At 71.7% G+C, this 20,136-nt stretch carries 26 protein-coding genes and 1 pseudogene; 24 read left to right on the forward strand and 3 right to left on the reverse strand.

The annotated features are described in order from the left end of the window. The first annotated feature begins 116 nt into the window (after window positions 1–116). The 3 genes from AB0C99_RS09480 (at window position 117) to AB0C99_RS09490 (ending at window position 2,177) form a co-directional block, all read left to right on the forward strand. On the forward strand, window positions 117–1,016 hold the full coding sequence (locus tag AB0C99_RS09480) for a F510_1955 family glycosylhydrolase (RefSeq protein ID WP_362471836.1): 900 nt from the start codon (window positions 117–119) through the stop codon (window positions 1,014–1,016). A gap of 81 nt (window positions 1,017–1,097) precedes the next feature. Beyond that, window positions 1,098–1,622, forward strand: coding sequence for a DUF4396 domain-containing protein (locus AB0C99_RS09485; protein ID WP_362471839.1), 525 nt, complete (start codon window positions 1,098–1,100; stop codon window positions 1,620–1,622). A 144-nt stretch (window positions 1,623–1,766) separates the two neighbouring features. Continuing rightward, window positions 1,767–2,177, forward strand: a complete 411-nt coding sequence (locus AB0C99_RS09490) for a four-helix bundle copper-binding protein (protein ID WP_362471842.1) — start codon at window positions 1,767–1,769, stop codon at window positions 2,175–2,177. A 173-nt stretch (window positions 2,178–2,350) separates the two neighbouring features. On the opposite strand, the gene AB0C99_RS09495 is transcribed toward AB0C99_RS09490, so the two are convergent. The 3 genes from AB0C99_RS09495 to AB0C99_RS09505 are packed head-to-tail and all read right to left on the reverse strand — an operon-like array spanning window position 2,351 to window position 4,361. Further along, entirely contained in the window at window positions 2,351–2,857 is a 507-nt protein-coding gene (locus AB0C99_RS09495; protein WP_362472320.1) for an N-acetyltransferase family protein, read from the reverse strand. A 25-nt stretch (window positions 2,858–2,882) separates the two neighbouring features. After that, a complete protein-coding gene (locus AB0C99_RS09500) occupies window positions 2,883–3,257 on the reverse strand; it encodes a metalloregulator ArsR/SmtB family transcription factor (protein ID WP_362471844.1) in 375 nt (124 codons plus the stop codon). Between the two features lie 42 nt (window positions 3,258–3,299). Then, on the reverse strand, window positions 3,300–4,361 hold the full coding sequence (locus tag AB0C99_RS09505; RefSeq protein ID WP_362471847.1) for an FAD-dependent oxidoreductase: 1,062 nt from the start codon (window positions 4,359–4,361) through the stop codon (window positions 3,300–3,302). A gap of 110 nt (window positions 4,362–4,471) precedes the next feature. Between AB0C99_RS09505 and AB0C99_RS09510 the strand changes: the two genes are divergently transcribed. The 21 genes and pseudogenes from AB0C99_RS09510 to AB0C99_RS09610 all read left to right on the forward strand — a co-directional run bounded on the left by AB0C99_RS09510 (window position 4,472) and on the right by AB0C99_RS09610 (window position 20,131). Continuing rightward, window positions 4,472–5,875 carry an NAD(P)-binding domain-containing protein gene (locus AB0C99_RS09510; RefSeq protein ID WP_362471850.1) on the forward strand — a complete coding sequence of 468 codons (1,404 nt, stop codon included), beginning with the start codon at window positions 4,472–4,474 and terminating at the stop codon, window positions 5,873–5,875. After that, window positions 5,872–7,098 (forward strand): MFS transporter, encoded by a 1,227-nt coding sequence (locus AB0C99_RS09515; RefSeq protein ID WP_362471853.1) that lies wholly within the window; start codon window positions 5,872–5,874, stop codon window positions 7,096–7,098. Before AB0C99_RS09510 ends, AB0C99_RS09515 begins: the two co-directional genes overlap by 4 nt. A gap of 525 nt (window positions 7,099–7,623) precedes the next feature. Further along, on the forward strand, window positions 7,624–8,001 hold the full coding sequence (locus AB0C99_RS09520; RefSeq protein WP_350572394.1) for a hypothetical protein: 378 nt from the start codon (window positions 7,624–7,626) through the stop codon (window positions 7,999–8,001). A gap of 155 nt (window positions 8,002–8,156) precedes the next feature. Then, complete coding sequence (locus tag AB0C99_RS09525) at window positions 8,157–8,669, forward strand: hypothetical protein (protein WP_362471856.1); 513 nt, start codon at window positions 8,157–8,159, stop codon at window positions 8,667–8,669. Between the two features lie 280 nt (window positions 8,670–8,949). Next, the gene (locus AB0C99_RS09530; protein WP_362471859.1) at window positions 8,950–9,501 is read left to right on the forward strand and encodes a hypothetical protein; all 552 of its coding nucleotides are present in this window, start codon (window positions 8,950–8,952) and stop codon (window positions 9,499–9,501) included. A 167-nt stretch (window positions 9,502–9,668) separates the two neighbouring features. Continuing rightward, window positions 9,669–9,953, forward strand: coding sequence for a hypothetical protein (locus AB0C99_RS09535; RefSeq protein WP_362471861.1), 285 nt, complete (start codon window positions 9,669–9,671; stop codon window positions 9,951–9,953). 115 nt (window positions 9,954–10,068) lie between these two features. Further along, window positions 10,069–10,302 (forward strand): annotated as a pseudogene (locus AB0C99_RS09540) (BRCT domain-containing protein); the annotation flags it as partial. Window positions 10,303–10,381: 79 nt separating this feature from the next. Next, window positions 10,382–10,762 (forward strand): hypothetical protein, encoded by a 381-nt coding sequence (locus AB0C99_RS09545; RefSeq protein ID WP_362471864.1) that lies wholly within the window; start codon window positions 10,382–10,384, stop codon window positions 10,760–10,762. Window positions 10,763–10,936: 174 nt separating this feature from the next. Beyond that, on the forward strand, window positions 10,937–12,073 hold the full coding sequence (locus tag AB0C99_RS09550) for a hypothetical protein (protein WP_362471866.1): 1,137 nt from the start codon (window positions 10,937–10,939) through the stop codon (window positions 12,071–12,073). 77 nt (window positions 12,074–12,150) lie between these two features. Beyond that, the gene (locus AB0C99_RS09555; RefSeq protein ID WP_362471869.1) at window positions 12,151–12,636 is read left to right on the forward strand and encodes a hypothetical protein; all 486 of its coding nucleotides are present in this window, start codon (window positions 12,151–12,153) and stop codon (window positions 12,634–12,636) included. Continuing rightward, a complete protein-coding gene (locus tag AB0C99_RS09560; protein WP_362471872.1) occupies window positions 12,633–12,893 on the forward strand; it encodes a hypothetical protein in 261 nt (86 codons plus the stop codon). Before AB0C99_RS09555 ends, AB0C99_RS09560 begins: the two co-directional genes overlap by 4 nt. Further along, window positions 12,890–13,399, forward strand: coding sequence for a hypothetical protein (locus tag AB0C99_RS09565; protein WP_362471875.1), 510 nt, complete (start codon window positions 12,890–12,892; stop codon window positions 13,397–13,399). Before AB0C99_RS09560 ends, AB0C99_RS09565 begins: the two co-directional genes overlap by 4 nt. A gap of 60 nt (window positions 13,400–13,459) precedes the next feature. Further along, window positions 13,460–13,708, forward strand: coding sequence for a hypothetical protein (locus tag AB0C99_RS09570; RefSeq protein ID WP_362471878.1), 249 nt, complete (start codon window positions 13,460–13,462; stop codon window positions 13,706–13,708). Beyond that, a complete protein-coding gene (locus AB0C99_RS09575; RefSeq protein WP_362471881.1) occupies window positions 13,705–14,115 on the forward strand; it encodes a hypothetical protein in 411 nt (136 codons plus the stop codon). Before AB0C99_RS09570 ends, AB0C99_RS09575 begins: the two co-directional genes overlap by 4 nt. A 282-nt stretch (window positions 14,116–14,397) precedes the next feature. Beyond that, complete coding sequence (locus AB0C99_RS09580; protein WP_362471883.1) at window positions 14,398–15,174, forward strand: hypothetical protein; 777 nt, start codon at window positions 14,398–14,400, stop codon at window positions 15,172–15,174. A gap of 132 nt (window positions 15,175–15,306) precedes the next feature. Further along, window positions 15,307–16,029 carry an HNH endonuclease family protein gene (locus AB0C99_RS09585; RefSeq protein ID WP_362471884.1) on the forward strand — a complete coding sequence of 241 codons (723 nt, stop codon included), beginning with the start codon at window positions 15,307–15,309 and terminating at the stop codon, window positions 16,027–16,029. 47 nt (window positions 16,030–16,076) lie between these two features. Continuing rightward, a complete protein-coding gene (locus AB0C99_RS09590; protein WP_362471887.1) occupies window positions 16,077–17,066 on the forward strand; it encodes a hypothetical protein in 990 nt (329 codons plus the stop codon). Next, entirely contained in the window at window positions 17,053–17,460 is a 408-nt protein-coding gene (locus AB0C99_RS09595) for a hypothetical protein (RefSeq protein WP_362471889.1), read from the forward strand. Before AB0C99_RS09590 ends, AB0C99_RS09595 begins: the two co-directional genes overlap by 14 nt. A gap of 440 nt (window positions 17,461–17,900) precedes the next feature. Continuing rightward, window positions 17,901–18,362: a helix-turn-helix domain-containing protein gene (locus AB0C99_RS09600; protein ID WP_362471892.1), complete on the forward strand. Its 462-nt coding sequence runs from the start codon at window positions 17,901–17,903 to the stop codon at window positions 18,360–18,362. Window positions 18,363–18,614: 252 nt separating this feature from the next. Next, on the forward strand, window positions 18,615–19,184 hold the full coding sequence (locus AB0C99_RS09605) for a hypothetical protein (RefSeq protein WP_362471895.1): 570 nt from the start codon (window positions 18,615–18,617) through the stop codon (window positions 19,182–19,184). Then, complete coding sequence (locus AB0C99_RS09610) at window positions 19,178–20,131, forward strand: ATP-binding protein (protein WP_362471898.1); 954 nt, start codon at window positions 19,178–19,180, stop codon at window positions 20,129–20,131. Before AB0C99_RS09605 ends, AB0C99_RS09610 begins: the two co-directional genes overlap by 7 nt. The last annotated feature ends 5 nt before the right edge of the window (window positions 20,132–20,136 follow it).

Below are 20,136 nucleotides of genomic sequence, written 5' to 3' on the forward strand. Positions count from 1 at the left end.
GCCACCAGGTCATCCAGGCGGGGAGCGGGGGAGGGGACGGCCGGAGGCTCACGGGTGGCTTCTCCTTCGGGAGGGACGGGCCCCGCTCCGATTCCCGCCGACAGCTTGGACCCGACGTGATCACCCCTGCCCGCACACTCCAGCGCCGCGGCTGGATGGCCGCCCTACTGGCAGCAGCCGTTGCCCTGCTCGCCGCCTGCTCCACCTCCGGCCCCGACCAGAACACCACCGCCGCCGCAGACCCCGGCACCGGTCACCTGCACGGGCTCGGCGTCGACCCGGCCGACAACGCCGTCTACGCCGCCGGCCACCACGGCGTCTTCCGCCTCACCGGCAAGAAGGCAACCCGGGTGGCCGACCGCTACCAGGACACCATGGGCTTCACCGTCACCGGCCCGTCCACCTTCCTGGCCAGCGGCCACCCCTCCCCGGCCGACCCGGACGCCCCACCGCACCTGGGCCTGATCCGCAGCACGGACGCCGGCCGCACGTGGAGCACGCTGTCCACCGAAGGCGAAGCCGACTTCCACGCCCTCGAACAGGCCGGCAGCACGCTGTACGGATTCGACAGCCAGAGCGGAAAGCTGTGGGCCAGCACCGACGGCGGCCGCAGCTGGGACCAGCGCGCCGCCCTGCCCCTGCTCGACCTCGCCGCCCACCCCCAAAACCCCCGCACCCTCTGGGCGGCCACCGGGAAGGGCCTTGAGCGCAGCACGGACAACGGACGCACCTTCCGGGCCGTCCCCGCGGCGCCGGGGCTGGTCGCCATCGACGAGCCGGGGCCCGGCCTCCTCATCGCGCTGGCCGCGGACGGCCGCGTCGTCAGCAGCCGCGGCGGCCAGACGTGGACGGAGAGCGGCCGCCTGCCCGAAGGCGGCGAGCCCACCGTGCTCACCGCGGTGACCGCGCAGCGGCTGCTGGCCGCCGACAGCACCGACACCGTCTACGAGTCCACCGACACCGGCCGCACCTGGACCGTCCTCCACCGCCCCTCCGCACCCGCCGACAACCACTAGAGGAATACCCCTGGGGGGTATATGGTTCTGGGTGTGGGACCCGGGAACGGGCCACACAGGACGGGAATGGGGATGAACGTCATGGACCACACCGCTCACCACACCGGCACCGCGCACGACCACGCCGCCCATCAGGCACACCAGGGTCACGACCACGGCGGCCATGCGGCCGGGGCGTCCTGGCCGACGGCGGCGAAGGCGACGCTGCACTGCCTGACCGGGTGCGCCATCGGCGAGATCCTCGGCATGGTCATCGGCACCGCCCTGATGTGGGGCAACGTGGAGACGATGGTCCTGGCGATCGCGCTGGCGTTCGTCTTCGGCTATTCCTTCACCCTGTTCGCGGTCCGCCGGGCCGGCCTGGACTTCAAGACCGCGGTCAAGGTCGCGCTCGCCGCCGACACCGTCTCGATCGCGGTGATGGAGCTCGTCGACAACGGCATCATCGCTCTCGTGCCCGGCGCGATGGACGCCCACCTCTCGGACGGGCTGTTCTGGTCGGCGCTCCTGGGCGGTTTCGCGGTCGCCTTCGTGATCACGACGCCGGTGAACAAGTGGATGATCGGCCGCGGCAAGGGCCACGCCGTCGTCCACGCCTACCACTGACTCGGCCGCTGCCCCCACCGCCCGGCGCACCCCACGGTGCGCCGGGCGCGTTCGCGCCGGCGGGGGTTAGCTGGAGGTGTACCGAGGGCTCGCGAGGCGGCCGAACGGATCCGCCGGCCCGCGGTGCGTGAGGAGGCATCCGCGATGTCCAGCACCGTCAAGGACATGCTCGCCACCTACCCGGCCGACCTCGGCGACATCGATCAGGCCAAGCTCACCGCCTGCATCGAAGCATGCATCGCCTGCGCGCAGGCGTGTACGGCGTGCGCGGACGCCTGCCTGTCGGAGGGCATGGTGGGCGATCTGACCAAGTGCATCCGGACCGACATGGACTGCGCCGACATCTGCACCGCCACCGCCTCGGTGCTCTCCCGCCACACCGGCTACGACGCCAACATCACCCGCGCGATGCTCCAGGCGTGCGCCATGGTCTGCAAGGCGTGCGGCGACGAGTGCGCATCCCACGCCGACATGCACGAGCACTGCCGCGTCTGCGCCGAAGCCTGCCGTTCCTGCGAGAGTGCCTGCAACGAACTGATCGAGGCCCTGGGCTGAGATGCGCGCTGCCGGTCCGCAGACCGGCCGGTTCAACGCAGAACTCCGCGATCTCCTTGGCGACGACGGCTTCAACCGCACCTCGGCCGCGCTGCACAAGCTCGCACAGTGGAACCCGTAACCCGGTCTCGTCGCCCCGGCCCACCAAAACGATCAAAGGCAGCCACTGACAACTATGTGAGGGCGGCACTGCGACGCTCGACCAGCACGACGTCGCGCCAGACACCGTGATGGCGCCCGATCCGCTCCCGCGTGCCGATGACACGGAAGCCGGCCCGCTGGTGAACAGCGAGGCTGGCGGTGTTCTCAGGGAAGATCCCCGACTGGATCGTCCAGATCCCGGCCCGTTCCGTGGAATCCACCAGAGCCTTCAGCAGCGCGGAGGCGACGCCGCGGCCGCGGGCAGCCGGGTGGACGTAGACGGAGTGCTCGACCACCCCCGCGTACGCGCACCGGTCGGAGACCCGGCTCGCGGCCACCCAACCCAGCATCGCCCCGCTCTCGTCGAGCGCGGCGAAGCGGTGCTCGGGCAGCTTCGCCGCATCGAACGCCTCCCAGGTCGGCGCGACGGTCTCGAAGGTGGCGTTCCCCTCGTCGATCCCCGCCTGGTAGATAGCCAGCACCTGCCCCGCGTGTTCCGGTGCCAGCAGCACGATCACCGCGCTCGCCGATCCACTCACCACGACGTCCCCCTCCCCGTCCCGGTCAGGCCGCGGCCGGCATCGTCAGCAGCTTGCCCATCGCGGCGAGCACCGACGGCTCGACCCGGTAGTAGACCCAGGTGCCGCGCCGCTCGGAGGTGAGCAGCCCGGCCTCCTTGAGCTTCTTCAGGTGGTGGGACACGGTGGGCTGGGAGACGCCGACGTCGGAGATGTCGCACACGCACGCTTCCCCGCCCTCGTGCGAGGCCACCGCGGAGAACAGCCGCAGCCGGACCGGGTCACCGAGGGCCTTGAACATCCGCGCGGCCGTCTCGGCCTCCTCGGCGGTCATCGGGCGCTCGGTCAGCGGCGGGCAGCACGGCACCACACCCTGGCCGTCGACGGGCTCGAGCAGCGGCAGCACCTTCGCATTCGACATGCGTCTATGTTGACACATGTCGAACCAGTGCGGGAAGTTCCGTCACCGGCCTGCGAGGTGGGCGGCCAGACCCCGGGCGATGCGCTCCGCGTCCCGGCCTACACCGCGCAGTGAGTTCGACGACAGGCTGCGCTGCCATTCCAGCCCGACGAACGCCAGCCCCGGCACCCCGGTGGCGATCCCTTCGCGGTGCCGGGGGTCCCCTTCGGTGTCGAGAGCGCCGTCGAGGCCGGCGAGGTAGGGCAGGTCGGGGCGGTAACCGGTGGCGAGCACGATCGCGTCCACCTCCTCCCGCTGCCCGTCCGGCCAGACGAGCTTGGCTCCGTCGGCGCCGGTGAAGATCTCTCGCCGCTCGGGCCGCCCGGCGGCAAGGGCAGCCCGGTATCGGCCGTCGTCGAGGACCGGCTGCGCCGGCGGGCGCGTAAGGAACCGGCCGAGGGGCGCGGTGTCCAGGCCGGTGCGGGCCGTCCAGAAGTGCAAGTCGCGACCGAGGACGCGCTGGGCTGCGAACTTCACCGGCCCGCGGGTGGCGAGCGTGACGCGAGCGGTCTCGGCGAGCTCGGCGGCGATCTGCACCGCAGAGTTCCCGGCCCCGACCACGACCACCCGGCGACCGGCGAAGGGGGCCGGACTGCGGTAGTCGGCGGCGTGCAGCACCTGCCCGGTGAACTCCTGAAGGCCCGCCAGCGCGGGCCGGTGCGGGTGGCCGAATGTCCCCGAGGCCGCGACGACGGCCCGCGCGGACAGCCGGCCGCCGCCCTCCAGCTCCACCGCGAAGCCGTCACCGGTGCCGTGGACCGCGCTGACGCGGCAGCCGGTGCGGATCTCGGCGTCCAGGCGGTCGGCGTAGGCGGTGAGGTAGGCGACGACCTCGTCGCGGTGCGGGTAGCGGTCGCGGTCGGCGCCGGGGAACGGCATCCCGGGCAGGGAGCTGTACCGGGCGGGTGAGAACAGCGTGAGGCTGTTGTAGTAGTGCGGCCACGACCCGGCCGCCCGGTCGGACGCCTCCAGTACCACCGGCCGCAGCCCGCGCCGCAGCAGTGCGTGGGCGGTGGCGAGGCCGGACTGGCCGCCGCCGATCACGGCGACGTCGATGTACTCCATCAGCGAATCCCCCTGGGTTCGACGAATGTCTATGTTGACGCTCATCAATACAGGTGCCATGCTGGGCCGCGCAAGCCATCGACAGATGTCGAAACACGCAAGGAGTCGCCGTGAACGCGCCCGCCACCACCGAGCTGCCCGTCCTCGTGATCGGAGCCGGACCCGCCGGCCTGGCTGCCGCCGCCCACCTCCTCGACCAGGGCATCGAGCCCTTGGTCCTGGAAGCGGGGCCTACCGCTGGCGCCGCGGTGCGCGAGTGGTCGCATGTGCGGCTGTTCTCCACCTGGGGCGAGGTCGTCGACCCCGCCGCCGAGAAGCTCCTCGCCCCCACCGGATGGGCCCGCCCCGACCCGGCCGCCTACCCCTCCGGCGGCGATTGGGCCGACCTCTACCTGCAGCCGCTCGCCGATGTCCTCGGCGACCGCGTCCGCACCGGCGCCACCGTCACCGGCGTCTCCCGGACGGGCCGGGACCGGATCGTGGACGCCGACCGCGAGGCCCAGCCGTTTGTCGTGCACGTCGCCCACACCGACGGCCGTGAGGAGCGCCTCTTCGCCCGCGCCGTCATCGACGCCTCCGGCACCTGGGCCACGCCGTCCCCGGCCGGCGGCAGCGGACTGCCCGCGCTCGGTGAGAAGGCCGCCGCGGACCGGATCACCTACCGCGTACCGGACCTGGTGGACCCCGCCGTCCGGGCCCGGTACGCGGGCAAGCGCACCGCCGTCATCGGCTCCGGCGCCTCCGCGTTCACTGCCCTCGCCTACCTCGCCGACCTCGCCAAGTCCGACGACGGCGCGGGCACGAAGGGCGTGTGGATCCTGCGACGGGGCATCTCGGGCTCCACCTTCGGCGGCGGAGAAGCCGACCAGCTCCCGGCGCGCGGCGCCCTCGGCCTGGCGGCCAAGGCCGCCGTCGACGAGGGCCACGCCGACGCGGTCACCGGCTTCCGCACCGAGGCGATCGAGCGCACCGGCGACGGCCGCCTGGTCCTGGTAGGCGAGGACGGACGCCGCCTGGACCCGGTCGACGAGGTCATCGTGCTGACCGGCTTCCGCCCCGACCTCACCTTCCTCGACGAGCTGCGCCTCGGCCTCGACGAGCGCCTCCAGGCCCCGGTCGAGCTCGCGCCGCTGATCGACCCCAACCAGCACTCCTGCGGCACCGTCTACCCCCACGGCCACCGCGAGCTCTCCCACCCCGAACAGGGCGTTTACCTGGTCGGCATGAAGTCCTACGGCCGCGCCCCGACCTTCCTCGCCATGACCGGCTACGAGCAGGTCCGCTCCGTCGCCGCCGCGATCGCCGGCGACCTCGACGCGGCCGACCGCGTCGAACTCACCCTGCCCGAGACCGGAGTCTGCGGCGGAGCCGGCCTGTTCGACACCCCCGACGCCGCTGAGGCCGACGGCGGCTGCTGCGCGCCCGCGCCGCAGCTCGTCCAGCTCGCCGCCCCCGCCACGGTCGGTGCGGCGGCTGCCGAGGAGGCCCCGGCGGGCGGCTGCTGCGGCTCGTGACCGACCTGGGCACCCCTGCGCGCGGGGTCGCGACCGGAACAGGGGACCGGTCGCGACCCCGCGCCGCCCTGCCCGCCCTCTGCGCCACGCAGATCGTGAGCTGGGGCATCGTCTACTACGCCTTCCCCGTCCTCAACCCCCAGATCACCGCCGCCACCGGCTGGCCGGCCGGGGCGACCACCGCCGCGTTCTCCCTCGCTCTGGTCGTCTCCGCCCTCGCCGGAATCCGCGTCGGCCGCATCCTCGACCGAAGCGGCCCGCGCACCGTCATGACCGCCGGATCCGTACTCGGCGTCGTCAGCCTGCTGATCGTGGCCGCGGCCCCGAACTTGCGGGTCTTCTTCGCCGGTTGGGCGCTGGCCGGGCTCACGATGGCGGCCACCTTCTACCAGCCCGCGTTCGCCGCCCTCACCCGTTGGTGGGCCCCCGACCACATCCGGGCCCTGACCATCGTCACCCTCGCCGGCGGGCTCGCCTCCACCGTCTTCGCACCCCTGACCGCGACCCTCGCCGACCATCTGTCCTGGCGCCACACCTACCTCGTACTCGCCGCGATCCTCGCCGCCGTCACCATCCCCGCCCACGCCCTGGCCCTGCGCGCACCCTGGCCCGAGGCTCCAACCAGCCCTGCACACCCGGCCGAAGGCGCTTCCGAAGTCAGTCGCAGCCGACCGTTCCTGCTGCTCGCCGCCACCTTCACCCTGTCGGCCTTCGCGATGTACGCCGTCGTCGTCGCCCTCGTCCCACTCCTGCTGGAACGCGGGTATACCACCAGCCAGGCCGCCTGGGCCCTCGGCATCGGCGGCGCCGGACAAACCCTCGGCCGCACCCTGTACGCCGCCCTCGCCCGACACACCACCACCACGGCCCGCACGACGATCCTCATCGCGCTCGGCGCTCTGACCACCGCGGCCTTCGCCGCCGTCCCCGGGCCGTACGCCCTGCTCATCGCCGTGTCGGTCGTGGCCGGCATGGTCCGCGGCAACCTCACCCTCCTCCAGGCCACCGCCATCACCGACCGCTGGGGCACCACCCACTACGGCCGCCTCTCCGGACTTCTCGCCGCACCCGCCCACACAGCAGCAGCACTCGCGCCGTTCGCCGGTGCTGCCCTCGCCGTACCGCTCAACGGCTACGGACCGCTGTTCTTCCTCCTTGCCACCGTCTCCATGGCCGCCGCGCTCATCACCCCGTGGACAGCCACCGACGCCGTACGCCGCTGATCCCCACGTGCTCTGACGGTCGTCACATGCCCCGCAGGCACAGACGAACCCGCCCTCGTTCCCGCCTCCAACCGGGCGACGACGCGCGGGTTCAGCGGTTGGCACCTCCAAGAATCTGCGAACTCGCGCGCTTCGGCTCGGTCTCGGGCCAAGCTGACCGGCCGCGAGCCCGGGGCCGCAGGGGTGGAAAGCCGGCTGGCCGCTCTCGGGGCACCGCCCCGCACGGCCGGCGAATCCCCGGCGCAGTGGCTACCGAGGGCCCTGGAGCACCTCGGAGCCCGCTCAGTACGCCACCCCGGCAACTTCCGATACGTCCTAGCTGTGGGCCGCACACGGGCCGAGCGATCGCGCACCGTCATCGCGATGGGAGCAGAGCCCTACCCGAAGGATGTTGCTTAATTCCATGAGAGTGCGTATGGTTTCTGTCAGTCGGGCAAGCCGCTCGCCAATCTGGCCCCTCTTCCCATCAGGAGTGTCGTGTCCTACATAGCCACCACCGCGTCCGCCCTCGCCCCGGGATACCCCGTGAGCTTCCAGGTGTACGGCGACCACCCCGTCCAGGACTACATCGCCGAAGGCACAGTCACCGCGATCAAGCGGATTGCCTTCGTGGCGACTGAGGTGTCCTTGGACAACGGCAGCACGTACCAGCTGCCGGTCACTCGCCGAGTGCGCGTGTATGCCGCCTTCCTCAAGGACGGGTACGCGAGCGAGGTGGCGAACTCCGGTCCGGCCATCGACTGGCTCGCCGACGCGGCGCAAATCTGGACGGAGAGCCTGACCGACCAGCTCAAGGCGCAGCTCAAGTCCAACACCGAGGCCTTCTTCGCGTCCTGGTGGCCCGGGCGTGACAGGCTCATCGCCGAGCTGCGGGCTCGGGCCGCGCAACAGCGGACTCGGTGAACAGCACCCGTCAGACCCGCAGCACCGCTATTCGCAGCCCTCTCCGACGACCGCCGGGCAGCGCTCCGGGCGGTCGGCGACGCCAGCACGGCCCCCGCTGCACCGTCAGCCGCTGCGCGCCTATCGCAGCGCCCCACCCGACTTGGAGCCCAACGATGCCCAAGGCCCTGTCCGACTCCGAGCGTTGCGCCCAGGACGCCGTACTCCGCGCCGCCGAAGGCGACCTGAAGCGAGCCTTCAGCGCCTTGGCGACCGCACCCAAGGCCCTGGGGCCGGACCTCGGCGCCACGGCCCTTCAGGCCCTTCCGGCGGAGCTCGTCGCCGCGCTGCGCGCCGCCTTTCCCGCTCCTCGGGGCCCCGCGCACGATGTGTACCCCCAGGTTCCGGAGGAGCTGCGCGTGGACCTCCGCGACGCTCTGATCGAGTTCTTCGCGGACCGCCCGGAGCACCCGCTGCCGAGCGCGGTCACGTTCATCGTGACCAACGACTACGACGACGGGCCGGCGTGGAACACCTACGGCGCGACGCTCCACTACGGCCCCCACCTCGCGGTCGAGGCCCCTGACTTCGATCGGACGTTCGTGGCTGACGCCCTGATCGAGATCGGCGATGACGAGCAGCCGTACGGGACGCCGAGCCCCGTCCTCTTCGTGCCGCTCCCCGCTTGAACCAACACCTCGGGGCCGTGCACGCCGCACGGCCCCGGCCATCGCTCCAAGAGGTAGACCGATGACCCCCACCACGGAAATCGCAGTCGACGTCCCCCGCGACGCCGCACCCCCGTGTCCCGCAGGTGAACCCGATCCCGCCCCGCCCGCGACGCCGTGCCCGGACTGCGACGGGAACGAGGGGTGCTGGACATGCTCCACGTGTGCGGACTGCGACGGAAACCAGGACTGCACCACGTGCGGGGGATCCCAGCGCTGCACCCGCTGTCAGGAAACGATCATGGATGACAATCGCGCCGAGAACGGCGACGGCAAGGAGTGCCACTACTGCTTCAACCGGCCTCGGCCCCCTGCTCCCGCTCGGCCGTCGGGCGCCGCACCGGAGTGCCGCATCCCGCTCACCCGGGCGATGCTCACCAAGGAGCAGCTTGAGCCGCTGCTGCCGCAGCTGAGCCGAGACGAGCTGTACGAGCTCGGTAGCTGGCTGCGTGACGCTGCGCACGAACGGGTCGAGCAGGAGCTGCTCCAGGTGTTGCGGGCCATGTGCGCCCGCTGCCCTGACCAGGCCGGCACCAGGGCGACCAGCGTCGAGTTCGTGACCTACTCGGACGCCCCGGACGGCATGTACTGGGACGAGGAGGTATGGCTCCTGGCGGATGGTCAGGCATGGCGGTACGAGGGCCCGGAGCAGCACGACGACGCGGCCACCGCGTTGGAGGGCCGGTTCCGGGACCTCCTTGGGGTCTACTCCCGCTTCGACCGGCCGAAGCTCAACGCGAACCTCACCGTGGACCTCTCCAGTGGTGCCTTCGAGGTCACGCCCCCGCCGTAGGCGCAGAGACGGTCCGTCCGTGGACGGCGCAGAGGTACGCGAGCCCGTCGCCTTCGGGCAGCCGGCACACCGGTATCCGGCTGGTGCGCCGAGGTCGACAGCACTCTTCCCACACCGCCGCGCCGGCCGGAGCCGCGCAGGGCGTCCGCACATGATCGGAACTCCGCATGACTGCGCAAGTGGTGGTCTTCATCGCCTCCAGGAACACAAGCACCACCCACCGGCGGGTGCTCTGGCGGGTGAGCGAAGCGGACGCACGCAAGATCTGCTCCGACGAGCGGACCTCGGGCCGCAACCACATGCTCTGCTGGACCGCCCATTCCATCGACGATCCTGAGATCAACCGCTACGTGCGCGACAGCGGCGCGTACGCGCAGGTGCTGACCGACCACGACGTCACGGTCCTCCGCTCGCTCGAAGTCCTTGAGCAGCGGGGCGGGAACCAGCGCTGAAAGCCAGATCGGCCGACCGGTCGCCTGACGAGGCCCAGGATCACCGATGAGTTGCCGGCGGCCTTCTGGCGGTCGCCGATGGCTGCATCACGCTCCCCGCCCCGCCTCGCCGCCAACCTTCGTGGTGACGGGGGCCATGACCGGGCGCCTCGAACCGCTGTCGCGCACCGGCATGAACGAGCTGATTGAGAAGGCGGGAGGCCGGTCCGGGTCCAGCGTCTCGAAGAAGAGCACCAGCCTGGTCGTCGCCGGAGAAAAGGCCGGCTCGAAGAAGGAGAAGGCGAAGCAGCTGGGCATCCCCGTCATCGGGCCGGACGAGTTCGCGCAGATGGTCAGCGCCTACCTGTGACCGCGAGGTGGGGGCCGGGCGCGGCCCGGCCCCCATCGCCCTCGACACCAACCGGCACCCCGACCGCAACGGAGGACGCATGAAGAAGAAGACCTCGATCGGCACCGCCCGGCACCTGCACCCAGTGGGAACCCCCGGCGAGCTGTGCCGCTGGCACAACCGCGCGGCGCTCGCCACGACGGTGGCCGCCATCGCCCGCCGCCACGGCCTGAACGCGAGCGCCGGCGACGAGGAGCTGGCGGCCTGTGCGGCGGAGGCCAAGGCCGCGCCGCTGAAGGCGCCCCTGTCGGCGGACACCCTGGCGGCCATCCGCTCCGCCCTCGGGCCGGCGCTGAGCGGCGACAGTGCGCCGGAGGCCGTGACGGAGGCGGTGTTCGGCGCGCTGCCGGACCGGCCGATCCGCGTGGCAGTCGAGGGCGGCCAGGAGTTCTTCCTGGTGCCCATCCCCGCCACACCGTAATTGCTTAACTCTACGAATATGCGTTATGGTTAGGGCATCTTCGGTGCGAACGGGCCATCTGCCCGGCGAAGCCCACTGGCCGCTCCGCACCGGTTCCTCCCCTGGTGGACTGCCTTCCAGCGGTCTACCAGGACGCCCCGGCCCGTAGGGCCCGTAACCACAGGGATCGCCAAGATGAACCGCCGACACTCCCGCGCGCTCAGGAGCCGCGACATCAGCGAGGTCTTCGTCGAAGAGCTGACCGAACGTGAGAGCGCTCTGCGCGGCACCCACTTGTGGCTCGCCCCCAAGCTCGACCAGCTCTCCACCGGGCGGCCGGTCACCCTCGGGCACACCGCGCCGCCGGGCCTGACGCTCGCCGAGCAGGCCGACCTGATCGACGTCGCCAGCCACGTGGGGGTCTTCCGCATGTGGGCCAGGCGGGGCCGGGTCACCTACGACCTCAACCAGCACCTGGCCGCAGAGTTGTACCGCTCGACCTCTGAGACACTGCCCGGCAACATCTTCAGCCAGCTCCCGCACATCAATCCGCTCGTCGTCCTGCCCGAGCCCTGGCCCATCCGGTACAAGGAGTCGGACGGCCTGGTCCGAGGCTTCTACCTCTTCGGCTTCAACCAGACGCCCGAGCAGCAGACCTACACCGACGAGGAGATCGAAGGGCTCGGCCTGCTCTTCGTGATCGACCTTCTCGACGAGGAGACGTGGGAGGTGCGCGGCCAGACCTACATACGCATGAACATCCCCACCGGGATGGAGAAGTTCACCGTGGCCCAGGCCGTGGACTTCGCCGCCGCGAGGGCCGAGGCCCACTGGAGTCGGACCCGGGACAAGGCCGCCGCGTACACCCTGTTCGAGGAGCTGCTGCGCCCCGCCCTGAGCGTCCTGATCTACCTCTGCTGCGACAACCGGGACCTGGCCGAGCCGCCCGTCATCAGGCCGTCGAAGAAGAAGCGCCGGACGATCCACAAGAACCGCGACCCGTTCTTCGTCGAGATCGGCTGGCGCGTCGGCCCCGCCTTGCACGCCGCCCGCCGGGCGACCGGCCGCGTGCTGGACGGCGACGGCATCCCCTCCGGCGTCCAGCAGGCACCCCACCAGCGGTGCGGCCACTTCCGCCGGTTCCGGATCGGCAAGCGGCGCCAGGGCGAGACCACCCGCTGGGTGATGCCCTACTGGGTCCGCCTGGACCTGCTCCCCGAGGACACCGACCCGATCACCACCGTGGTCCCCGTGGACGAGCAGCGCCACGACCCGCTCCGTACGCGGGGGCTGAAAAAGCGCCAGCGCCCGGACACCGCCCTCGCGGCCTGAACTGCCCCGGGGCGGTGCTGATCGGCACCGCCCCGGCCACCTGCCCCACCACCCGATCACACGACAGGAGAATCGTCATGTCCGACCGCTCGCCGTTCCAGCTGTACGTCTACGCCGTCCACGAGGACGAGCAAGACGCCGTGCTCCGAGTCATCGCCGACGAAGAGCTGGGCCTCGACTGGGGAGACACCGAAGAGCCGGAACCCAAGTCACTGGTGCTCGGCTCGTGCTACGGCGCCCACGAGATGCCGCTCGGCAGTTCACACCGTCTCGCGGAAGCCCTCCAGGCGCAGGCCCCCACCGCCGTCTTCAAGCTCTGGCAGGACCCCCACTGGAACGGCGCGGACGGCCACCTCATCGCCCACGTGCCCGGAGTCGGCACCTACGAGACCGACTGCACCGCGGACGGGGCGCCCCACGTCGGCGTCGCCGGCCTCGCCAAGCAGCTGTCCGGGGTTCCCGCAGGGACCTCGGTGCAGGACTGGCTGGCCGGTGCCGGGGACCAGGTCCTCGGCGTCACCGTGTTCGCCGCGCTGGAGCCGTACGAGAAGAGCTGCCGATGAGCCCCGGGCCCCTCGCCGGACCGGCGGCGACCGCCCTGGCCGGCACCCCGGCCGACCACGTGCTGCCCCCGGCGATCGCCTGGGACGACTACCCGCTGCTCGACTCCGGCGACCCCGCCAAGCACGACCTCGAACTGATCCACCTCGGATGTGGAGAGCACCTGTGCGACGCGGAGTCCGGCGACGTGCTGCCCACGCTGATCGGCATGGTCACCGACCACCACGCGGTGTGCGCCGGACGGCGGGCCGAGCGATGAGCTGCCCGGCCACTGCTGTTCTCCAGCCCTGGCAGGCGTCCGAGTTCGAGTCGCTCCTGCGCGCCTGCCTCGACGACAACACGGCGAACCGGGGGCAAGTCGCCACCTTCGCCGAAACTGGCTGCACCCACAGCCGGTACGGACTGCGGCTGACCCTCCCCACCAGCGCCGAGGTCTACCTCCAGATCGTGGCCGCCCGTCCGCCGGACGCACGCGCCGAACAGCAGGGAGCCCCACCGCCGAGGCTGCGCGCCGCCGCGCTGCCGGCCGTCGGCAAGACGCCGCTCGCCGCCGTCGAGCGGCACTTGATCGGCGTGCTGACCGCGCGGCGGGACCCCTTCATCCGCCGGGTCGAGCCGCTCAGCGCGGCGAACGGCGCGATCCCCTACGGCCTGCACGTCACCTTCCACTGCGGCGCCGCCGTCTGCTGCTACGTCGCCTACCTCGTCCCCGCCGGCTACAGCAGGCCCCTCGGCGGCCCGTACCCCGCGCTGCACCAGGTCTGACCCGGCCAGCGACAACGTCCGGACCTCCAGCTCCTCCACCCCTTCCAAGGAACACCCCACATGAACACCATCGACCGCGAGACCGTGCGCGAGCGGGCTCGGCAGCACAGCGCCCGGGTGGCCGACTTTCGCCTGGCCCTCCGCGGCGGCGACCCGGCCACGATCGAACGGGCCCGCGCCGGGGCGCAGACCGCCGCGCGCACCCTGTTCGACGCTCAGCTGGAGACCGGCCTCATCACCGCCGAGCAGCACCGACGGTGCACCGCCGCGATCAGCAGCGAGTACCCCGGAGCGGAGGCGCAGGCGTGATCCTCCAGCCGTTCTCCCTGGCGTTCGCCGCTGCCCAGGCGTTCGCCGAACACGTAGGCCGTCTCCCGGACGCTGACGACAACGGTGAGGCCATCGAGGCGTGGGCGAACCGCGCGGCCGAGTTGTCTCGCACCGCCGCCGATGCCGGAGCGGAGTACGCCGACGAGTCGTACCGCCTGGGCCTGATCAACGCCGATCTCCTGTTCGGTCGCCTGATCGAGGCCGAAGCCTTCCATTCCAGGAACCAGCGGGACGTCCGCGAGGGGCTGGCCGCCGTCGCCCAGGCCCGCGAGGACACCGGCCAGGCCGCCGGGAGCGGGCGCCCCGCCCCCGAGGCAGTACTCGGAGCACCGGGCCCGCGTCACCGGCGTGTGCTGCCCGGCGCGACCGCTGCCCGGCAGCTCTGAGGTTCGGCCTCCGGCTGTTTTGGCATGATCCCCGTTCAGGAGCGCGATCGCGCGCCATGACCGAGGGGAAGAATCATGCGGAGCACACGGGGATGGGCCGCCGTAGTCGTGATGGCAGTCGCGGCGCTGTCGGCGGGGTGCGCCGGCTCTACGTCAGGGCCGTCTGCTCCCGGCCCGGCGTCCGCTTCGGCCGCCGGCGGTGCCACGCCGACCGGGCTGCCGTCCGGGATCACCGAGCTGGGGCGTGCCGTCCCCGTCGCGGCGCAGGGTTGGACCCTGGCGGTGGCTCCGTTCAAGGAGGCCAGCTCCTCCTCCGGCGAGGTGCCGGCCGGCTGGTCCGTGCTCCGCACGACGGCGACGTTCACCAACACCAGCGACCGGATCACCCTGCTTCCGGACACCGCGCTCACCGTGCGCTACGGCTCGCTGGGGCGCCAGGCCGTCCCGGTCACGGATCAGACCCTCTCCGGGCTCCCCGCACACGACGCTGGGACGAAGGTCGCGCCGGGCGCCACCTTCACCGCCGAGATAAGGGTGGCCGTTCCCCCGCAGGGCCTGGGCCAGCGGGTCACCGTCACCGCCGAGGCCACCCAGGAGGGGATGGCGGAGGCGGACGACCTCTTCTTCGAGGGCACCCTTCCCGGGAGCGCCCCCTCGTCCGGCGGCTCTCCCGAGCCCACCGGCACGACGCCGGCGTCGCCCGGCCCCCTTCTCTCCCTGGGTGCGTGGTCGCCGGCGGGCCTGCGGATCTCCCCGATCACGCTCGGGCCGGACACCGGCGGCAGGCGGACGGCGACGGCCGACCTCACCGTCACCAACGGCGATCCCCGGCCGCGGCCGGGCCTGGGGATCACCCTGCGGGTGATGACCGGCGCCGGCCTGACCGACGCCGCGAGCGTCACCCCGAGCCTGGACTACCCCGACGCTCCGATCGCGCCCTCGCGCTCGGCCACCGTCACCGTGCGGTTCACCCTGCCCGCCTCTGCCGTCCCCGGCCCGGTCACGGTCGAAGCCCTCGACCGCGGCGACCGGATCACCTTCAGCGGCACGCTCGGCTGACGGCGAGGCGCGCCGTCGGCCAGGGCGCGCCGAACTTCTCGACACCGGTGGGGCGGGAGTGGTCACACGGATACGCCGCGCGGCACCTCTATGGGATGACGCGCACCTCCGACCAGTCAGGAGCACCACTCCATGCCCCACTCTCTTCGCGCCGCGGCCATCGGCGCCGCCCTCGCTGCGGCGGCCACGCTCGCCGCCTGCACCCCCGCCGACGTCGTGAAGTCGGCACCCGAGGCCGCGGCCGGGCCCATGGTGTCGGCCACCGCCGCTCTCCAGGAGCTCGACCGGCTCCCGGTGAAGGGGAGAGCTCCCCAGACCGGGTACAGCCGCGACCAGTTCGGTCCGGCATGGAGCGACAGCGGCACCGCGTCGGGAAGCCATGGCGGCTGCTCGACCCGGAACGAGATCCTCGCCCGCGATCTGACCGATATCGTGCGGCAGGGGCCGTGCACGGTCGTCTCCGGGGTGCTCCACGACCCGTACACCGCGCGCACGATTTCCTTCACCCGCGGCGTCAAGACGTCGTTGGCCGTGCAGATCGACCACGTCGTTCCCCTAAGCCTCAGCTGGCAGACCGGCGCGCAGCAGCTGAGTGCGGCCGAGCGGCTTAGCCTCGCGCGCGACCCGCTCAACCTGGTGGCGGTCGACGGCCCGACGAACGGGGCGAAGGGGGACGGCGATGCCGCCACCTGGCTTCCGCCGAACAAGCCGATCCGCTGCGGCTACGCGCAGCGCCAGATCGAGGTGAAGGTGAAGTACAAGCTCTGGGTGACCCCGCCGGAGAAGGAGGCGTTGCGCCGCGTCCTGGGCAGTTGCCCCGGGCCGGCTCTGCCGGGTGAGGGGGCGTCCAAGTGATAGGCGAGTTCGGGGACCGGCTTCGGCCGCTCCCCTACGGCGGGGACGTGGACCGCTGGCACCGCGAAACGGTTCACGCCCTGCAGTACCACCTCGCCGCGTCGGGCGAGAGCCGCGCCGGCGCCGCGGCCTTCGAGTCCGCCGTCGGCGCGGTGCGGCCGGTGGAGCGCACAGAGTGGGGCTGGGTCCGGTGGGGGTACCCGCTGGATTCGCAGGCGCGGTTCGAGGACGCCTTCCCCGCGGAGGTCGGGGTGCTCGCCCCGGCCTCGGGGGCAGGGTGGAAGTCGCTTCTCGCCCGTACGGTGTGGGGGCGGCGGCCGGCCCCGTTCCTGCGGAGGATCGGCGGCGCCGAGCTGCCGGCCGCGGTGAGTGTGGGGCGCCTGGCCGTGGTCACGGCCGCGGTCCTGCTGCTGCCGCCGACGCTGGGTGATCACCTTTCCGTGGGAGCGGCCCTGATAGTGGCCGTAGCGGCCGGCGTCGCGCTGGTCTGGGGCGGGCCGGTCCTCGCCGCCCTCGTCACCCGTCGCCACGTGCGGGTCGTTGATGCCGCCGTCCCTCGGGCCGAGTGCATCCACCGGCTCCTGGCACTGCAGCAGCAGGTGGCCGCGGCGGCAACAGCGTCGGGAGTGGCCGAGCTTCGGCGCGCGGCCGAGGCCGGACACCGGTTCCTGTGGGACGCCGCTGGCCTGGTGCTGGCCGCCGGCGAGGACGGAGCCGGTCTCGACGTCGTCCAGGAGTACGAAGCCGCCTACCGGCGGCTGGGCGTGGCGGCGACTGCGGCCCTGGGCGAGCAGGAGCGTCTGGAGCACCGGCTGGCGGACATTGATGAAGCGGGCCGAGGGCCCGAAGCACCCGGTGCCTACCTCGGCAGCCGACGGTCCCGGCTCGTCGAGGACGCAGCGCCGGCGCAGCTTCTCGACGAACTCTCCGTCGGGCTGAACGAGCTGGCCGCTGGCCTGCGGGACGCCCAGCACGCCGTCGCGCGGACGGCCGAAATGACACCTGTGACCGAGGAGGAGTGCTATGAAGGCCGGTGAACGGTGGGCCGCGCCCCAAGCCGCGCGCGAGGGTGCGCGGGACCCGCTGACGGCCGAGCGGGCGCGCCTGGCCGCGGCGTCGTTCGGCCGGGGCGTGGTGTGGGCGGTGCTGACGGTCAGCCTGCTGGGGACGGTGGTCACGGCGCCCTACCTTCCGAGCCCCTGGGGCAGGCCGGTGCTGCTGCTCGCGCTCCTGGGCGGCCTGGTGTCCGGACTGGTCACGCTCTACCGCCTGTTCATCGGCTTCCTGGCGCTGCTCGCGCTCGGCCGTGTCGCCGTCCCGGGCCGGCTGAGTTCGCGCTCGAAGTCCGCTGCGGAGCCCCCGGCCAGGAAGAGGGGCCGTGATCTCCGCCACAGGCGGCACGGGACGTCTCGGCGGCACTCCGTGCCTTGACCGGCAACCGGGCGGGCCCTTCGGCATGGCCGAAAGTACGGGGTCGCCGGGTACTCCACCGACCGCCGCCGAGCAGATGGCCAGGTCAGCGCCACGCTAGGACGGATCGGACATAAGCCGCACAACGCAAGATCATCGTCAGAATAGATCTTGACGACCGGAAAAGGCCGTGCAAGATTCGTATAAGTTACCGGTCAGATTCAGTCACGGGGCGAGCACTATCCGCACACATACGTGCGGTCGCGGGGAGGGGGGTCGTGTGCATTTCAACGGAATGCTGACTCCCTATCAGATTCGGGGCGCAAGCCAATCCGAAGAGGTGCGGACGTACTTGGCGGCCGGGCAGCACGCACCCGCCACGTCACCGACGACTTCCCGCACGGGCGAGACCAGCCCGTCCAGCGAGGAGCACCTCGAGATCCCCGTCGAGACGGAGCCAGGTGGCGAACCGCGGAGTATCAGCTTTCAGCGCCGCCGCCCTGCGCCGACTGCGCACCACGGCCTCCCTGTCGCAGGACGACCTGGCGGCCATGGCTCGCACGCGCGGCGCGCGGGTGGCCGGCACCCACATCTGCCTGTACGAACAGGGGCGACGAAAGCCCCAGTTGCCGACGGCCCAAGCCCTCGCCGACAGCCTGAGAGTGCCACTGGATGCGCTCTTGTCGACCGGCAGACCGGACGATGTGCAGAGGCTGCGGCTGTTGGCCGGCTGGAGCCAGCGCGCGCTGGCGCACCGGCTGGGCATCGCCCAGGCCCGGTGGTCGCGGATCGAGCGGGGCCTTTCCTCGCTCGACGAGTCCAAGTTCCGGCTGGCCGCCGAACTGCTGAAGGTCACGGTCGAGCAGTTGTTGCGCTCGCTGAACGCCGCCACCGGCAGCCGACTGCCGCACGGCCGTCGCTAAAAGCATGTGACGCCTCCACAGCAGGCAATCTAGGCTCCTTATCCATTTGATCACCCGCTCCAATGCGGAGCGCCACGGCCGCTGCCTTTGGCATCCATTACGGGTGCTGCCTGCAGAAATTCGGGGGCCGTTCGGCAGCGCCGCCACGTAGCCTCCCCAGCCCTCACCGTCTGCCTTCCCGAGCCCCCTCAAGGGCCCCGGGCACCCATGCCATCCATCGACTGACCGCGACTCACACACGGGGATATGCCAGTGTCATTCACCACCAGGACTCGAATACGTACTGCTGGCCTGGCCGTCGCGATGGTCACCGCCACGGCCTCTGTGCTGACCGCCTGCAGCGAGGGGACGCCGGCGAAGCCGGCGGCCACCTCGAGCCCGTCTCAGTCCCCCACGGCGGATCCGCAGGCCGAGGCGAAGAAGGCGGTCGAGCAGAGCTACCGAAGCTACTGGGATGCTCAGGCCAAGGCGTTCGAGAAGGTCGACGTCCGTGACACCGGCCTGGAGAAGTACAGCTTCGATCAGGCCTACTCCAAGGTCCTCGCGGACGTGGCGAACATGAAGATCAAGGGCAGCGCGATGCGCGGCGCCCCGCAGATCAAGCCCGAAGTCACCGCGGTCAGCCTCGACGAGTCGCCTAAGAAGGCCACCATCACCGACTGCGTGGACGTGTCCAAGTGGACGCTCGTGGACGCCAAGACGGGCAAGGAGCTGGAGCTGCCGAAGAACCGCCTGACGCGCTTCGTCGTCAGCGCCTCGGCACGCACCGTCGGCGACGAGTGGAAGATCGTCGAGCTGACTCGTCAGGACCGCACGTGCTGAGACGACGCGCTGCGGCGCTCCTCACTGCTCTCGTGGCGGTCCTGAGCCTGCTGGTGCTGACGACGCCCGCCAGTGCCGACGGCGGAGGCGGGGGCGGCACGGACGTCGGTCACTGCGACAACGACTGGGTCTGTGGCGGTGTCGAGATACCCGGCGGCAACGGGAAGCCGGGCACCGGAGGCGGTGGCGGCGGAGGCGGCGGCGGAGGCGGAGGCGGCTCGTCGAAGAAGACGTGCGCCACCGGCGCCACCAGCTACGGCCAGTGGCCGTGCCACATCGACGGCATCGGAACGCTCGACGAGTCCAAGATGTGCTACATCGGTTTGGCCAACCCTCAGCCGCCCAAGTCGGATCCGGTGTGGCAGGGGCACACCACGGGCGCGATCTACTACTACGCCTGCCTGTCCCAGACGCACGGGCTGCCCAACGGGCAGAACGGCGGTTTCGTGCAGTGGCACGAGACCAACCCACTCGACACCGGGCCTTCGGCCGCCGAACTCGCCCAGCAGGCGTTCGAGCGGATGCGGCTGGACGGAGCGAAGATCGGCTCCGCGCCTCCGGCCGGCGCGAAGGGCCTGGTCGGCCTTCCGGTGTGGCTGTGGACCGCGCAGTCCCCGCAGACGTGGGGTCCGCAGACCATGACGGTCTCCGCCGGCGGCCTGTCGGTCACGGTGACGGCCAAGGTGAAGAGCATCGCCTGGGCCATGGGTGACGGCACCACGGTGACCTGCACCAAGCCCGGGACGCCGTACGAGAAGAGCTTCGGCGACACCGACTCCCCGGACTGCGGTCACCGCTACACCAAGGTTGGCGAGTACACCGTCACGGCCACCAGCACCTGGGCCGTGGACTGGACCGCCACCAATGGCGAGACCGGCACGCTCCCGGACACCACCCGCAACTCTGCGACCACGGCCCGCATCGGCGAGCTCCAGGTCGTCAACTAGTACGA

The organism is Streptomyces sp. NPDC048659, assembly GCF_040650575.1.
Lineage (GTDB): Bacteria > Actinomycetota > Actinomycetes > Streptomycetales > Streptomycetaceae > Streptomyces.

Excerpts from the sequence above, each read along its gene's own strand:
- AB0C99_RS09570 (WP_362471878.1), top strand. The coding sequence starts at position 13,460 with ATGAACACCATCGACCGCGAGACCGTGCGCGAGCGGGCTCGGCAGCAC.
- AB0C99_RS09545 (WP_362471864.1), top strand. The coding sequence starts at position 10,382 with ATGAAGAAGAAGACCTCGATCGGCACCGCCCGGCACCTGCACCCAGTG.
- AB0C99_RS09485 (WP_362471839.1), top strand. The coding sequence starts at position 1,098 with ATGGACCACACCGCTCACCACACCGGCACCGCGCACGACCACGCCGCC.
- AB0C99_RS09560 (WP_362471872.1), top strand. The coding sequence starts at position 12,633 with ATGAGCCCCGGGCCCCTCGCCGGACCGGCGGCGACCGCCCTGGCCGGC.
- AB0C99_RS09595 (WP_362471889.1), top strand. The coding sequence starts at position 17,053 with ATGAAGGCCGGTGAACGGTGGGCCGCGCCCCAAGCCGCGCGCGAGGGT.
- AB0C99_RS09530 (WP_362471859.1), top strand. The coding sequence starts at position 8,950 with ATGGATGACAATCGCGCCGAGAACGGCGACGGCAAGGAGTGCCACTAC.
- AB0C99_RS09565 (WP_362471875.1), top strand. The coding sequence starts at position 12,890 with ATGAGCTGCCCGGCCACTGCTGTTCTCCAGCCCTGGCAGGCGTCCGAG.
- AB0C99_RS09555 (WP_362471869.1), top strand. The coding sequence starts at position 12,151 with ATGTCCGACCGCTCGCCGTTCCAGCTGTACGTCTACGCCGTCCACGAG.
- AB0C99_RS09525 (WP_362471856.1), top strand. The coding sequence starts at position 8,157 with ATGCCCAAGGCCCTGTCCGACTCCGAGCGTTGCGCCCAGGACGCCGTA.
- AB0C99_RS09505 (WP_362471847.1), bottom strand. The coding sequence starts at position 4,361 with ATGGAGTACATCGACGTCGCCGTGATCGGCGGCGGCCAGTCCGGCCTC.
- AB0C99_RS09490 (WP_362471842.1), top strand. The coding sequence starts at position 1,767 with ATGTCCAGCACCGTCAAGGACATGCTCGCCACCTACCCGGCCGACCTC.
- AB0C99_RS09585 (WP_362471884.1), top strand. The coding sequence starts at position 15,307 with ATGCCCCACTCTCTTCGCGCCGCGGCCATCGGCGCCGCCCTCGCTGCG.
- AB0C99_RS09500 (WP_362471844.1), bottom strand. The coding sequence starts at position 3,257 with ATGTCGAATGCGAAGGTGCTGCCGCTGCTCGAGCCCGTCGACGGCCAG.
- AB0C99_RS09550 (WP_362471866.1), top strand. The coding sequence starts at position 10,937 with ATGAACCGCCGACACTCCCGCGCGCTCAGGAGCCGCGACATCAGCGAG.
- AB0C99_RS09535 (WP_362471861.1), top strand. The coding sequence starts at position 9,669 with ATGACTGCGCAAGTGGTGGTCTTCATCGCCTCCAGGAACACAAGCACC.